Consider the following 14399-nt stretch of genomic DNA (forward strand, 5'->3'; position numbering starts at 1 on the left):
AATGAATGGTATGAGGATGCAGGTGTATCGGGTGCTGTGAAGGCGTTAGAGCGTCCGGGGTTTGCTGCACTGGTAGCGTATGTCCGCAAGGGTGACACGCTGGTAGTGAGCGCTGTGGACCGGCTTGGACGTGACACCTTGGACGTGCTGAGCACAGTGGAAGCGCTGCAATCAAAGGGCGTGAGCATCATTAGCAAGCGTGAGGGGTTCGACCTGAGCACGCCTATGGGTAAGGCCATGTTGACGATGCTTGCAGCGGTTGCAGAGCTTGAGCGCTCCAATATCAAGGCAAGACAGATGGCCGGGATTGAACGCGCCAAGTCCGAGGGGCGAGCACTGGGCCGTACGAAGACCATACTGGATGCGGAGGTGGCGGCTTGGAGACGGGAACACACCGCCAGCATTGCCCAGACTGCCGAGCACTTCGGGATCAGTCCGGCATCGGTCAAGCGAGCATGCTCTATCAAGCACGCGCTGGAGGTTATCCAGGTCGTGTGAGCGCGCCCGTAACCCCTACCCCTGTGCACCGCCTGAAACAACGAGAGCGACCGGACGGGCAAGAGCAATTCCTGTAAATGCTGGGGAACGCTCGAACCCCTGTGCACCGCTCGCAAGCAATGTTCAGTTCAGGTCAAAGGAGGGAATTTCTAGCTGTTCTGAGTGTGACACACGGTACGGACGCACGTTGCCGACGAGCGGTCCAGAGGTGGCTTGAAGCCTTATAAACCGGGGCTTTCAGGCTCAGAAAAACAAAAGGGTCATTCAATAATCGAATGACCCTTGGTCCCGCAGAGCGGGAAATCGTGGCGTCCCCTAGGGGACTCGAACCCCTGTTACCGCCGTGAAAGGGCGGTGTCCTAGGCCACTAGACGAAGGGGACAAAACCTTCTCGTAAAAGCAAACGGTCGCTGGATCCGTTTGTTTCACATCGAATCAGAACAGTATAGCTGCGCTCTGAAACGCTAAATTTGGTGGAGCTTAGCGGGATCGAACCGCTGACCTCCTGCATGCCATGCAGGCGCTCTCCCAGCTGAGCTAAAGCCCCACATCAGTGGACGGGGCGCATGTTAAGCGTGAGTCGTTGAGCTGTCAAATTTATTTTTTACAATTTCCAAAGTTTTTTGTCGGTAATACAACCACTTACCCTTCAACCCCCGGAAAACCGGGGGCGATTCAGACGTGCGGGCATGTTCCTCAGGCAATGGCACCCAGCAGCTTTTCCCATTCCTTGTTTTCTTTCTTCGAAACGCCGCCCAGCAAATCGAGTGCCTGACGCAGGCGGAAGCGGGTCAGGTCCGGCCCGAGGATTTCCATCGCATCGGTCACCGAGACCGAGTTGGCCTGACCGGTGATCGCTGCAAACATCAGTGGCATGGCGTCACGCAACTTGAGCTCGAGGTGCTCGACGACGGCCTGGATGCTGCCCATGATCCGCTCCTTCTCCCACTGACGCAGCGATTCGAGCTTCCACAGGATCAACTGCATGACCTGACGCACCTGACCCGGCGACAGCTTCTTGTGCTCGAACAGCTTCACATCAGGCGTGACGCCGCCCGCGAAGAAGAAGCCCGCCAGCGGCGCAACCTGGCTGAAGGTCTCTACCCTGCCCTGCACATGCGGCGCGATCTTCATCATGTACTCGGGGTTCAGCGCCCAGGTCTGCAGACGCGAGGCAAATTCCTCGACCGGCAATTCACGCAGCCACTGGCCGTTGAGCCAGGAGAGCTTCTCGATATCGAAGATCGGCCCGCCCAGCGAGACACGCGACAGGTCGAAGTGGTCAACCATTTCCTGCAGCGAGAACTTCTCGCGCTCGTCAGGCATTGACCAGCCCATGCGGCCCAGGTAGTTGAGCATCGCTTCAGGCATGAAGCCCATGCGCTCGTAGAAGGTCACCGAGGTCGGGTTCTTGCGCTTGGACAGTTTGCTCTTGTCCGGGTTACGCAGCAGCGGCATGTAGCACAGCTGCGGCTTGTCCCAGCCAAAATACTCGTAAAGCAGGATCAGTTTCGGCGCCGATGGCAGCCATTCTTCGCCACGCAGTACATGGGTGATGCCCATCAGGTGGTCATCGACCACGTTGGCCAGGAAGTAGGTCGGCAGCCCGTCGGTCTTCATCAGGACCTGCATGTCCATGCGGTCCCACGGGATTTCGACTTCGCCACGCAGCATATCCGGCACCACGCAGACGCCTTCGGTCGGCACTTTCATGCGGATCACGTGCGGCTCGCCGGCATCAAGACGGCGCTGGACTTCCTCTTTGGAGAGCAGCAAGGCCCGACCGTCGTAACGCGGGGTTTCGCCCTTGGCCTGTTGCTCGGCGCGCATCTCGTCGAGTTCTTCGGCGGTGCAGAAACATGGGAAGGCATGGCCCAGTTCGACCAGTTGCTGCGCATATTTCTGGTAGATATCGCCCCGTTCGCTTTGCCGATACGGACCGTGTGGGCCGCCGACGTCAGGACCTTCGCTCCATTCGATGCCCAGCCAGCGCAGTGCGTCGAAAATCTGTTGTTCGGACTCGCGGGTCGAGCGCAACTGATCGGTGTCTTCAATGCGCAGAATGAACTCGCCGCCATGCTGTTTGGCAAAGCAGTAGTTGAACAGCGCGATGTAGGCCGTGCCGACGTGTGGGTCGCCGGTGGGCGATGGCGCGATGCGGGTACGAACGGTGGTCATGGAAAATCCCGAAATAGGTCGATCAAGCACGGGATGTTAACAGGCCGGGGGCATAAGGCTCCAGCCTGGGTAATGTGATCGTTTCCATAGAACGTCTTCGTGGACAAGTCCACTCCCACAAGGGTCCGCGATCTTCCGGAATGTAGGAGCGGACTTGTCCGCGAACTGCCGGGAACCGGCAGCAAAACCGGCCAGCTCGATATGTCAGATCAGCCAAGGTGAGCTGTTTCAGGGCCGCTGTGCTGCCCATCGCAGCCGTCGTAACCTTCTGAAGCGCCCACAGCCCTCCGCGCAAAAGCCCGCTCTCCGACATATCAGCCCTCGTGTATCACGCCGAGCACTCGGTGTGATAACCATCAGCGGATCAAACCGCCAGCAACCGCTCACGTAATTTGCCAATCTCGTCGCGCATCTGCGCGGCGGCCTCGAATTCCAGGTCGCGGGCCAACTGATACATTTTTTCTTCCAGTTGACGAATGCGCTTGTTGATCTCGCTCGGCGAGCGCAGTTCGTTTTCGTAGCGAGCGTTTTCTTCGGCGGCCTTGGCCATGCCCTTGCGCTTCTTGCTGCGCGAGCCGGGCACCGTGGCACCTTCCATAATGTCGGCAACGTCCTTGAACACACCTTTTGGGGTGATGCCGTGTTCCAGGTTGAAGGCGATCTGTTTCTCGCGACGTCGCTCGGTCTCGCCGATGGCGCGTTCCATCGATCCGGTGATGCGGTCGGCGTACAGGATCGCCCGGCCATTGAGGTTACGCGCTGCCCGGCCGATGGTCTGGATCAGCGAGCGGTCGGAACGCAGGAAGCCTTCCTTGTCGGCATCGAGAATCGCCACCAGCGACACTTCCGGCATGTCCAGGCCTTCGCGCAGCAGGTTGATGCCCACCAACACGTCAAACGTACCCAATCGCAAATCGCGAATGATCTCGACGCGCTCGACCGTGTCAATGTCCGAGTGCAAATAACGCACCCGCACGCCGTGGTCGCTCAGGTAATCGGTCAGGTCCTCGGACATGCGCTTGGTCAGCGTGGTGACCAGCACCCGCTCCTCCAGCGCCGCACGCTTGTGAATTTCCGACAAGAGGTCATCAACCTGAGTCAGCGCCGGGCGGATCTCGATCTGCGGGTCCACCAGACCGGTCGGGCGCACCACCTGCTCGACAATACGGCCTGCATGCTCCGCTTCATAGTTGCCCGGCGTGGCCGAAACAAAGATGGTCTGCGGGCTGATCGCTTCCCACTCGTCGAAGCGCATGGGCCGGTTGTCCAGCGCCGATGGCAGACGAAAACCATACTCGACCAGGGTTTCCTTGCGTGAACGGTCGCCTTTGTACATCGCGCCGACCTGCGGCACGCTGACGTGGGACTCGTCGATGACCAGCAAGGCGTCAGCCGGCAGGTAGTCGAACAAGGTCGGCGGCGGCGCACCGGACGGACGGCCCGACAGGTAGCGCGAGTAGTTTTCGATACCGTTGCAGTAACCCAGCTCCAGCATCATTTCCAGATCGAAGCGGGTGCGCTGCTCCAGACGCTGGGCTTCCACCAGCTTGTTCTGGCTGCGCAGGTATTCCAGCCGCTCTTGCAGCTCGACCTTGATTCCTTCCATCGCCTCGACCAGCGTTTCGCGTGGCGTGACGTAGTGGCTCTTCGGGTAAAAGGTGAAGCGCGGCAGTTTGCGGATCACCTCGCCGGTCAGCGGATCGAACGCCGATAGACTTTCGACCTCGTCATCGAACAGCTCGATACGGATCGCTTCAAGATCGGATTCGGCCGGGTAGATGTCGATGACATCGCCACGCACCCTGAAGGTCGCGCGGGCAAAGTCCATGTCATTGCGGGTGTATTGCAGGTCCGCGAGACGGCGCAGCAAGGCGCGCTGGTCGAGTTTGTCGCCACGGTCAACGTGCAGCACCATGCGCAGGTAGGTTTCCGGACTGCCCAGACCATAGATGCACGACACGGTTGTAACGATAATCGCGTCCTTGCGCTCCAGCAGCGCCTTGGTCGCAGACAGCCGCATCTGTTCGATGTGGTCGTTGATCGACGCATCCTTCTCGATGAAGGTGTCCGACGACGGCACATAGGCTTCAGGCTGGTAGTAATCGTAGTAAGAGACGAAATACTCCACGGCGTTATTGGGGAAGAACGCCTTGAACTCGCCATACAGCTGCGCCGCCAGGGTCTTGTTCGGCGCCAGCACCAGCGTTGGACGCTTGATCTGGGAAATGACGTTGGCAATGCTGAACGTCTTGCCCGAGCCGGTTACACCCAGCAAGGTCTGATGCGCGAGCCCCGCGTCGATCCCTTCGACCAGTTGGCGAATGGCCTCGGGCTGATCACCGGCTGGCTCAAAACGGGTAACGAGCTGGAACTCGGACATAAATGACCTCTTGATTCATACCGGACTTGATTCGTACGCGACAGGACCGCGCAAAGGGCTCGCCTGCACCTGACTGGACAGGCCATGACGAAATCATCGCCAACGCCCGATCCCGCAGGGAAAGTGCGTACGATGTTTTGAAATGATGCTTACTAGATGGAGCCATATACTGGCCTTTCAAGTCACGCACCTAAAGCATTGAGGTTTGAACGGGACGAACGTTCTGCAAATATGCACAAAAACCTACAAAAAACCCGCCCCGCCCTGTCGCCCGACGGGGGGATGCTCTCTATACTAGCCCCTGTTTGCGCACCGCTTCGGCGCATTGAGCCGCAGCGTGTAGCCCCTTCTCACTCTTCATCAAGAGCCGCCGCACAATGAGCCTGTTCTCCGCTGTCGAAATGGCACCCCGCGATCCGATCCTGGGTATCAACGAAGCATTCAACGCCGACACCCGTACCACCAAGGTCAACCTTGGCGTGGGCGTCTACTGTGATGAAGACGGGCGCATTCCTCTGCTGCGCGCAGTGGCTGAAGCCGAAAAAACCCGTGTGGCCCAGCATGCACCGCGCGGCTATCTGCCGATCGACGGCATTGCCGCTTACGACCAGGCTGTGCAGAAGCTGCTGCTGGGTGCCGATTCGCCATTGATCGCTTCGGGCCGAGTGCTGACCACTCAATCGGTCGGCGGCACAGGTGCCTTGAAGATCGGTGCCGACTTCCTCAAGCAACTGCTGCCCAACGCGGTTGTGGCCATCAGCGACCCGAGCTGGGAAAACCACCGCGCGCTGTTCGAAACCGCCGGTTTCCCGGTGCAGAACTATCGCTACTACGATGCCGCCACTCACGACGTGAACCGCGCCGGCATGCTCGAAGACCTGCACAACCGGCCGAACAACTCGGTGGTGGTCCTGCACGCCTGCTGCCACAACCCGACTGGCGTCGATCTGAGCCTGGACGACTGGAAAAAAGTGCTGGAAGTGGTCAAGGCCAAGGGCCACGTACCGTTTCTGGACATGGCGTATCAAGGCTTCGGCCAAGGTATTCAGGAAGATGCACTGGCGGTGCGCCTGTTCGCCGAGTCGGGCCTGACCTTCTTCGCCTCCAGTTCGTTCTCCAAATCGCTGTCGCTGTACGGCGAGCGCGTCGGTGCGCTGTCGATCATCACTGAATCGAAAGAAGAAACCGCTCGCGTCCTGTCGCAGGTCAAGCGCGTGATCCGCACCAACTACTCCAACCCGCCCACCCACGGCGCGATCATTTCCGCTGCCGTCCTCAACGACCCGGCATTGCGCGCCATGTGGGAAGAAGAACTCGGCGAAATGCGCGTGCGCATTCAGGGCATGCGCAAGGCGATGGTCGAGCGTCTGGCCGATAACCCGGCCGGTCAGGACTTCAGCTTCGTCGGCCGTCAGTGCGGCATGTTCTCCTACTCCGGCCTGACCGCCGCCCAGGCCCAGCGCCTGCGCAGTGAATTCGGCATCTACGCCCTGGACACCGGCCGCATCTGCGTGGCAGCGCTGAACGAGAAGAATATTGACGCGGTCTGCGACGCGATCAAGAAGGTGCTCTAACCGCGCTGCATGTATCTCTGTGTTCGCGAAGGCTATATTTCAGTCAATGCATCTCATGCAACTGTACGGTCACCTTCGCGAACATCGCCTCTGCAACAGCATCACCCGCAAAACCCCGTCCTCACCACCACTCAGCAACTGAATCGAACGATCCCCAGTGCTACCCCTCGAAACCCTGTCAGACCCTTTTCTGAATCAGCTATCGAGGTAGTCATGTCCATCGAACCCCAACGTCAGAAAAAACAGCCACCCGGCCAGCACACGCCAGCGGATCAGGGCCCGGACCGCAATGATCCGGCCATCGAGCCGCAGGTTTCGGACGTAGAGCCGGAGACTGAAAAAGGTGACGGCCAGACGCAAGGCCAGACCCCTGCCCCCAGCCAAAGCCAGTCGCAAAGTCAGAATCAAAGCCAGCAGTCCAACGGCAGCGCTTACGTGCCTGACTATGAGCCGCAGGAAAAAAAGGAAGACCAGCGCAATCATCAGCCCACTCAAGGCATTGACGCTGATATCGACACCAATGCGGGCTGAATGAACCAACAGAACATCGCATTTGGGCCAAGTGGCCCAAACGCGCTGCCATTCACTTTACAGCCTGCCCTACTCCTTGATCACCTGCACCTGATACGCCGGATCAGCTTTTATCTGCTGCTCGGTGAACGGCAGCGTGCTCCATTGTTTTTTCGAGAACGCCTCTGTCTGGTCCCGGGAATGGGCCGACTGCGGGTTGCTCGACTCGGAAAACGCCAGCAAACCCTGCGCTTTCGGGCCATGCTCATCAAACGTCACCACCTGCAAGTAACTGGTGCCGCTGACCACTTCGCGTTTGCCGTCTTTGCCAGCGACCGTCTGCATGGCGTTATAGATGCCCAGCCCGGCCGGGCCACCGTGAATCGGGATCGGTTTGCCGCTGATGCTGGAAACCTGAATATCGCCCCATCGGGTCTCGGCAGAGAGACCGGCCTTGGCCACCTCATCGACCGCCGCAAGCATGGCAGCGCGCAGCGCGGTGGCGACTTCCGGGTATTCAATGGCCAGCCCGCTGGGCGTATGGACCGGGTTCTGCGGGTCGAATACCACGCGCCAGCGAGAGGCAACGGCCTGCATGGACGTCACGATGCGCTGGAAGTACATAAACCCGATGCCGCTGTTCAGGTCAGCGCGACCGTCCCAGGCTTTCAGGGCGGTACACAAAGGTGCCAGACGCGCGGCATCGTCACCCAGCTCCGAGGCGCAGAATTTCAGCAGGTCCGGCAGCACTTGCCCGGCGTGATACACCTCGTTGTCCATGACCATCGCTTGCAGGTTCTCGACGCTGACCTTGCCCGTCTTCTCCAGGCTGCTCAGCCGATCCAGTGCAAAACGCGCCCGCTGGCCCAGCGGCTGACCGTCCTGGCTGATCAGCGGTGAAAAGTCCTTCAGCGGCGCAGCCGGATTGACCATCCAGGCCGAGTCATTGGAGTGCTGCACGAAATCGGTCCGCAGCAGTTGCGGCTGGCGCGAGGACGGATAAATACCCGCTTGCGCAGCCTCGGGAGACACATCCCAGTTGCATTCACTGCGCGAGCCGTCGAGCACGATCAGTTCAGTGCCGATACGCGGGTCACTGCACTTGGCGAGCTTCACGGCGTCAACATTCGGCACCACCGAAATATTCATGTACAGCGCCTGCCCCTTGGCATCGACTGCCAGGGTGTTGCCCCACGGAATACCCTGAATCCTGTGCACCGAATCCTGAAACGCCTTGAGGCTGTCAGCCTTGTCCATCGCATACCACTGCTGCAGCACCCGATCGTTTTTCAGGTTAGCATCGCGCAGGCTGAAGGCAAACTTTTCATCCCAGTCCAGCTTGCCCGGCCACTGCACCACCGGGCCGAATTTCGATGAATAAATGATGCGCGGCACAGCCTTGAGCGTACCGTCCGGCTGCTTCACCTCGACGCTGACCTGCTGTTTATCCATCGCGACCGATTTGCCATCCAGCAGGTAACGGGTCGAGTCTTTCGGATCGAGTTGCAAGCGGTGCAACGTGAAGTGTTTCGATGTATCGACGGTGTGGCTCCAGGCCAGATGCCGGTTGAAGCCGATGTTGATCAGCGGCAGGCCCGGCAGCGCAGCGCCCATGACGTCCAGCTTGCCGGGGATGGTCAGGTGCATCTGATAGAACCGCATACCGCCGCCCCACGGAAAGTGCGGATTGGCCAGCAGCATGCCGCGCCCGTTGGCGGACAAGTCACGCCCCACCGCCACTGCATTGCTGCCACGCTCCAGCGCAAAGCGCTCGTTGCGCGCGGTGGCCAGTTGCAGCGCCTGAACTTGCTGGCTATCGACCTGCAATGGCTTTTGCGCAGAAGGCGGTTTAGCGCCGGCAAAGGCTTCAGTGAACTGCCCCACTCCGCCCTCGACCAGCAAACGGCGCGTCAGGCGCACCAGATCGTCAGTGCTGATCGGGCGCACCCAGTCGGCCGCGCAGGGTTGCGGCAGGCCTTGGGTGGTCTGCTCGGCCAGCGAACGGTTGTAACCGGCGACATAACCCTGCATCAATTGGCGAATCTCGGCTGGCTGGGCCTTCCAGAAATCCGCCAGCGCTCGCGGGGTGTTGAGCCACTGAAACAACAGGTCGCTGGCCATGTTATTGCGCTGTTCAAGGGTCGCCTTGTCCGGCCCGAAATAGCGCGAGCGCTCGCCGTTGACGGTGACGATTTCATTGGCCAACAGGCACAGGTTGTCCTGCGCATAGGCGTAACCGATGCCGTAACCCAGGCCTCGTTCGTCGTCCGCGACGATGTGCGGCACGCCAAAACCGGTGCGCCGGATCTCGGCGCCAGCGGCCTTTTGTTCATGCGCAACCAGCGCCTGCGCAGGCAAAACCACCGCCACCGAAAGGCCTGCAAACAAAAAACAGGGCAGTGCTCTGGACATAATCACGCTGACTCCAACTCGACAAGACGACCCGAATTAGCCGCCCCCGTTAAACGAAGTACGGACGCAGATTTTTAGCCGGGTCTTACAACCAATTGTCGGTGCTAAATTCCCGTCGCTGTTCCTCGTTTAAAGGGCAGCTCTCGTGGCCGTCGCCTGGCGACCGGCTGACCTCCCCACGCAGGACTCTTCATGAAACGCTCTCGACACCCTCGACGCGCCCTTCTGGTGGCGCTGTGCCTGTTCCCGGTCATTGCCTTGTGTGCCTGGCAGGTCCTGCCCGACGCCAAGGGCCATGCCTCGACCGTGACGGTGACCCGCGGCACCATCGAAAACAGCGTGACCGCGCTGGGCACGCTGCAACCGCGCAGTTACGTGGACGTCGGCTCGCAGGCCAGCGGGCAGATCATGAAGATTCATGCGCAGGTGGGTGATCAGGTCAAGGAAGGCGATTTGCTGGTGGAAATCGACCCGTCGACGCAAAAAGCCAAACTCGACGCCGCGCGCTACGCCATCGACAACCTCAAGGCCCAGCTTCAGGAACAGCGCGCGTTGCACGAGCTGGCCGAGCAAAAGCAACAACGGCAGAAAAGCCTTGCCGCAGGCGGTGCCACACGCGCCGAAGATGTGCAGGCGGCACAATCGGAATTTCGTGCCACCCAGGCACGGGTCGACATGTTCAAGGCGCAAATCCTCGAAGCCCAGGCCGCGCTGCGCAGTGACGAAGCGGCGCTGGGTTACACGCGCATCTTTGCGCCCATGAGCGGCACGGTGGTCGCGCTGGATGCCCGCGAAGGTCAGACGCTGAACGCGCAACAGCAGACGCCGCTGATTCTGCGCATCGCCCGCTTGTCACCGATGACCGTCTGGGCCGAAGTTTCGGAAGCCGATATCGGCCACGTCAAACCGGGCATGACGGCTTATTTCACCACGCTCAGTGGCGGCAACCGGCGCTGGAGCAGCACCGTAAGGCAGATTCTGCCCGTGCCGCCCAGACCGCTGGACCAGGCCAATCAGGGCGGCGGCAGCCCGAGCAGTTCGCGCAAAAGCGGCGGTGGCCGGGTGGTGCTGTACACCGTGCTGCTGGACGTTGATAACAGCGACCAGGCGCTGATGGCAGAAATGACCGCACAGATCTTCTTCGTCGCCGGCAAAGCTGAAAACACCCTCACCGCCCCGCTCGCAGCCCTGCAAAACAGCGCGCAAGCCGATGTTCAGACCGCGCAGGTGCTGGCCGCCAATGGCGAGGTACAGAATCGTCAGGTACGCACCGGGATCAGTGACCGTCTGCGCGTGCAGGTTATCGACGGGCTCAGCGAAGGTGATCGCCTACTGGTGCAGGCTCCTGTCGGCAGCGGAGGCTGAATGCAAACGCCGCTGATCGACCTGCGCGCCATCCGCAAATCCTACGGCGGTGGCGACAGCCCGCTGGTCAACGTGCTGCGCGGCATCGACCTGTCGATTCATGCCGGCGAGTTCGTGGCGATTGTCGGCGCGTCCGGCTCCGGTAAATCGACGCTGATGAACATCCTCGGCTGCCTGGACCGCCCGACCTCGGGCGAATACCTGTTCGCCGGGGAAAACGTCGCCGAACTGGGCAGCGACGAACTGGCCTGGCTGCGTCGCGAAGCGTTTGGTTTCGTGTTTCAGGGCTACCACCTGATCCCGTCCGGCTCGGCGCAGGAAAACGTCGAGATGCCGGCCATCTACGCCGGTACGCCCGCTGCACAACGCCACGCCCGGGCGGCTGCCCTGCTCGACCGCCTGGGCCTGGCGTCACGCACTGGCAACCGTCCGCATCAGCTCTCCGGTGGCCAGCAGCAACGGGTGTCCATCGCCCGCGCCTTGATGAATGGCGGGCACATCATTCTTGCCGACGAACCGACCGGCGCGCTGGACAGCCACAGCGGTGCCGAGGTCATGACCCTGCTGGACGAACTGGCCAGCCAGGGCCATGTGGTGATTCTGATCACCCACGATCGGGAAGTCGCCGCCCGCGCCAATCGGGTCATCGAGATCAGCGACGGTCTGGTGATCAGCGATACCGCTCGGGATGCTTGCGACCTGCAGCCCTCCGCCAACCCGGCCGCGCTACAGGCCGTCGATCTGCGCAAGCGCCTGAGCGAAGGCAGCGGCAGTCGCGGGGCCTGGAAAGGCGAGCTGCTCGACGCCGTTCAGGCGGCGTGGCGGGTCATGTGGGTCAACCGCTTCCGGACTGCGCTGACGTTGCTGGGCATCGTTATCGGCGTCGCGTCGGTGGTGGTCATGCTGGCGGTCGGCGAAGGCAGCAAACGCCAGGTCATGGCGCAGATGTCTTCGTTTGGCTCCAACATCATCTACCTCAACGGCAAGGCACCCAACCCGCGCGCCCCCAAAGGCGTCATCACCCTGGAAGAAGTCGCCGCGCTGGGCGAGTTGCCCGAAGTAAAAATGATCATGCCGGTCAATGGCGGACAGGCCGGGGTGCGCTTCGGCAATGTCGATCATTCAAGCTATGTGGGCGGCAACGACACGCACTTTCCGGCGATTTTCAACTGGCCGGTGGCCGAAGGCAGTTATTTCAGCGAGGCCGACGAGCAAAGCGCGGCCGCCGTGGCCGTGATTGGTTACAAAGTCCGGCAGAAGCTGTTCGGCGATCGCATCGACCCTATCGGCCAATACATCCTCATCGAGAACGTGCCGTTTCAAGTGGTCGGCGTGCTCCAGGAAAAAGGCGCGACCTCGGGCGATCTGGACAGCGACAACCGCATCGCCATTCCGTATTCGTCGGCCAGCATCCGCCTGTTCGGCTCGCAGGACCCTGAGTACATCACCATCGCCACCCGCGATGCCAACAACGTCAAGCAGGCCGAGGCGGCGATTCGCACCCTGCTGCAACGCCTGCACAACGGCAAGCAGGATTACGAGCTGACCAACAACGCCGCGATGATCCAGGCCGAAGCGCGCACCCAGAACACCCTGTCACTGATGCTCGGCTCGATTGCCGCCATCTCGCTGCTGGTCGGCGGCATCGGAGTGATGAACATCATGCTCATGACCGTGCGTGAACGCACCCGCGAGATCGGCATTCGCATGGCTACCGGGGCGCGTCAGCGCGACATTCTGCGCCAGTTCCTCACCGAGGCAGTGATGCTCTCGGTGGTCGGCGGGCTGGCCGGTATCGTGCTGGCGCTGGCGATGGGCGCGGCCTTGCTGGCGAGCCAGGTGGCGGTGGCCTTCACCCTGTCTGCGGTGATCGGTGCCTTTGCCTGCGCGCTGGTCACCGGCGTGATTTTCGGTTTCATGCCTGCCCGCAAAGCCGCCCGGCTTGACCCGGTGGCGGCCCTTACCAGTGAATGACCATTCGATGAAGCCATGCCTTTCCCTGCTGACCGTCTGCCTGTTGCTGAGCGCTTGCAATACGCCTGCCCCGCGTCTGGACAGCGGCGTCCAGCCACCCGCGAGCTGGGCATTTGCCAAGCGCGCTGCCAGCCAGCGTAACGATACCCAATGGTGGCAACGCTTCGGCAGCCCGGAGCTGAACCGTTTGATCGCCCAAGCCAGCCGCGACAGCCATGAAGTGGCTGCGGCGATGGCGCGGGTGCGTCAGGCCCAGGCGACTGCCATCATCGGCGGCGCGCCGTTGCTGCCGGAACTGGCCTTTGACCTGCGCGGCGAACGCAACAAATTCGTGCGCAACAGCGACCGCAAGGCCAACCCGTCCGACGACAACAACACCAACAACTTCACCAGCGACCTGACCGCCAGCTACGAAGTGGATTTCTGGGGTGGCATCGCGGCCGGACGCGACAGCGCCGTGCAAGGCCTGCGCGCCAGCGAGTTCGATCAGGCGACCGTGGAACTGACCCTGCTCAGCAACGTTGCCGACCGCTATGCGCAAACCCTGGCAGCACGCGAGCAAGGCCGGATCGCCGGGCTCAACCTGGCCAATGCGCAGAGCGTTTTGAAGCTGGTGCAGACCCGTTTTGATTCAGGCTCGGCCACTGCACTGGAGCTGGCACAGCAGAAAACCCTGGTCGCCACCCAGCAGCGCGAACTGCCGCGCATTCAGCAATTGGCCAACGAACAGCTGATCACCCTCGCCGCACTGCTCGGCCAGCCAGTACAGAGCCTCACACTGAGCGATCAGGCCTTCGACACCGTGAACTGGCCGGACATCGGCGCTGGCGTGCCCAGCGACCTGCTGACCCGCCGTCCTGATCTGGCCAAGGCCGAGGCCGAACTGGCGGCGGCGCAGGCCAACGTCACCGTGGCCCGCGTGGCGATGCTGCCGAAACTGACGCTGAGCGCCAGGCTGGGCACCGAAGCGACCCGCGCCGAAGACTGGCTGCGCGCACCGTTCAGCAGCCTGGCGGCCGGGCTGGTCGGGCCGATCTTCAATAATGGGCGCTTGGGGGCCGAGCGCGACAAGGCCACGGCGCGCCAGCAAGAGCTGCTGGAAACCTACCGCGGCGCGATCATCAACAGCTTCGCTGACGTCGAAAAAGCCCTGAACAGCATCAGCGGCCTTGACCAGCAACGCTACTGGCACGAAGAAGAGCTTACGCAGGCGCAAACCGCCTTCCGCATCGCCCAGAGCCGCTACGAAGCCGGCGCCGAGGACTTACTGACCGTGCTGGAAACCCAACGCACGCTGTACCTGGCCCAGGATGTGAGCGTGCAGTTACGGCTGGCAAGGGTGCAGGCGAGCATTGCGCTGTATAAAGCGCTGGGCGGGGGTTGGCAGGTGCGCTGAGCGCACGATCCACTATCGTGCGACGCTCTGCGTCGGCATGCCGTTCTGGACGCTCCGCGTCCTCTTGCGACGCAGAGCGTCGAGAGCTGCATTCCACTGGAGCGCACGGAAC

9 protein-coding genes and 2 tRNA genes are annotated in these 14399 nt (G+C 61.3%); 6 read left to right on the forward strand and 5 right to left on the reverse strand.

The window, feature by feature from the left end; genetic code table 11:
- Positions 1-498, forward strand: a 498-nt coding sequence (locus DW49_RS0107255) for a recombinase family protein (RefSeq protein ID WP_024421171.1), incomplete at its 5' end; no start/stop codon positions are given.
- A gap of 306 nt (positions 499-804) precedes the next feature.
- Here DW49_RS0107255 and DW49_RS0107260 read toward each other — a convergent pair.
- The 4 genes from DW49_RS0107260 to uvrB all read right to left on the reverse strand — a co-directional run bounded on the left by DW49_RS0107260 (position 805) and on the right by uvrB (position 5056).
- A tRNA-Glu gene (locus DW49_RS0107260) sits at positions 805-880 on the reverse strand.
- Positions 881-969: 89 nt separating this feature from the next.
- A tRNA-Ala gene (locus tag DW49_RS0107265) sits at positions 970-1045 on the reverse strand.
- 149 nt (positions 1046-1194) lie between these two features.
- Positions 1195-2676, reverse strand: a complete 1482-nt coding sequence (gene gltX, locus DW49_RS0107270; RefSeq protein ID WP_005617207.1) for a glutamate--tRNA ligase — start codon at positions 2674-2676, stop codon at positions 1195-1197.
- 364 nt (positions 2677-3040) lie between these two features.
- On the reverse strand, positions 3041-5056 hold the full coding sequence (gene uvrB / locus DW49_RS0107275) for an excinuclease ABC subunit UvrB (RefSeq protein WP_005617206.1): 2016 nt from the start codon (positions 5054-5056) through the stop codon (positions 3041-3043).
- 377 nt (positions 5057-5433) lie between these two features.
- Here uvrB and DW49_RS0107280 point away from each other — a divergent pair, with 377 nt between their 5' ends.
- Both DW49_RS0107280 and DW49_RS0107285 read left to right on the forward strand, forming a co-directional pair.
- Positions 5434-6630 carry an amino acid aminotransferase gene (locus tag DW49_RS0107280; RefSeq protein WP_005617204.1) on the forward strand — a complete coding sequence of 399 codons (1197 nt, stop codon included), beginning with the start codon at positions 5434-5436 and terminating at the stop codon, positions 6628-6630.
- Between the two features lie 213 nt (positions 6631-6843).
- Positions 6844-7161 carry a hypothetical protein gene (locus DW49_RS0107285; protein WP_005617203.1) on the forward strand — a complete coding sequence of 106 codons (318 nt, stop codon included), beginning with the start codon at positions 6844-6846 and terminating at the stop codon, positions 7159-7161.
- 69 nt (positions 7162-7230) lie between these two features.
- On the opposite strand, the gene pvdQ is transcribed toward DW49_RS0107285, so the two are convergent.
- A complete protein-coding gene (gene pvdQ, locus DW49_RS0107290; RefSeq protein ID WP_005617200.1) occupies positions 7231-9552 on the reverse strand; it encodes a bifunctional acylase PvdQ in 2322 nt (773 codons plus the stop codon).
- 192 nt (positions 9553-9744) lie between these two features.
- Between pvdQ and DW49_RS0107295 the strand changes: the two genes are divergently transcribed.
- The 3 genes from DW49_RS0107295 to DW49_RS0107305 are packed head-to-tail and all read left to right on the forward strand — an operon-like array spanning position 9745 to position 14287.
- Positions 9745-10917: an efflux RND transporter periplasmic adaptor subunit gene (locus tag DW49_RS0107295; RefSeq protein ID WP_005617199.1), complete on the forward strand. Its 1173-nt coding sequence runs from the start codon at positions 9745-9747 to the stop codon at positions 10915-10917.
- Entirely contained in the window at positions 10918-12891 is a 1974-nt protein-coding gene (locus DW49_RS0107300; RefSeq protein WP_024420939.1) for a MacB family efflux pump subunit, read from the forward strand.
- A gap of 7 nt (positions 12892-12898) precedes the next feature.
- A complete protein-coding gene (locus DW49_RS0107305) occupies positions 12899-14287 on the forward strand; it encodes an efflux transporter outer membrane subunit (protein ID WP_005617195.1) in 1389 nt (462 codons plus the stop codon).
- Positions 14288-14399 lie beyond the last annotated feature (112 nt).

It is taken from the genome of Pseudomonas avellanae BPIC 631 (assembly GCF_000444135.1).
Taxonomy (GTDB): Bacteria; Pseudomonadota; Gammaproteobacteria; order Pseudomonadales; family Pseudomonadaceae; genus Aquipseudomonas; species Aquipseudomonas avellanae.

Coding starts and splice junctions, on each gene's coding strand:
- gltX (WP_005617207.1), bottom strand. CDS start 2,676: ATGACCACCGTTCGTACCCGCATCGCGCCATCGCCCACCGGCGACCCA.
- uvrB (WP_005617206.1), bottom strand. CDS start 5,056: ATGTCCGAGTTCCAGCTCGTTACCCGTTTTGAGCCAGCCGGTGATCAG.
- DW49_RS0107280 (WP_005617204.1), top strand. CDS start 5,434: ATGAGCCTGTTCTCCGCTGTCGAAATGGCACCCCGCGATCCGATCCTG.
- DW49_RS0107285 (WP_005617203.1), top strand. CDS start 6,844: ATGTCCATCGAACCCCAACGTCAGAAAAAACAGCCACCCGGCCAGCAC.
- pvdQ (WP_005617200.1), bottom strand. CDS start 9,552: ATGTCCAGAGCACTGCCCTGTTTTTTGTTTGCAGGCCTTTCGGTGGCG.
- DW49_RS0107295 (WP_005617199.1), top strand. CDS start 9,745: ATGAAACGCTCTCGACACCCTCGACGCGCCCTTCTGGTGGCGCTGTGC.
- DW49_RS0107300 (WP_024420939.1), top strand. CDS start 10,918: ATGCAAACGCCGCTGATCGACCTGCGCGCCATCCGCAAATCCTACGGC.
- DW49_RS0107305 (WP_005617195.1), top strand. CDS start 12,899: ATGAAGCCATGCCTTTCCCTGCTGACCGTCTGCCTGTTGCTGAGCGCT.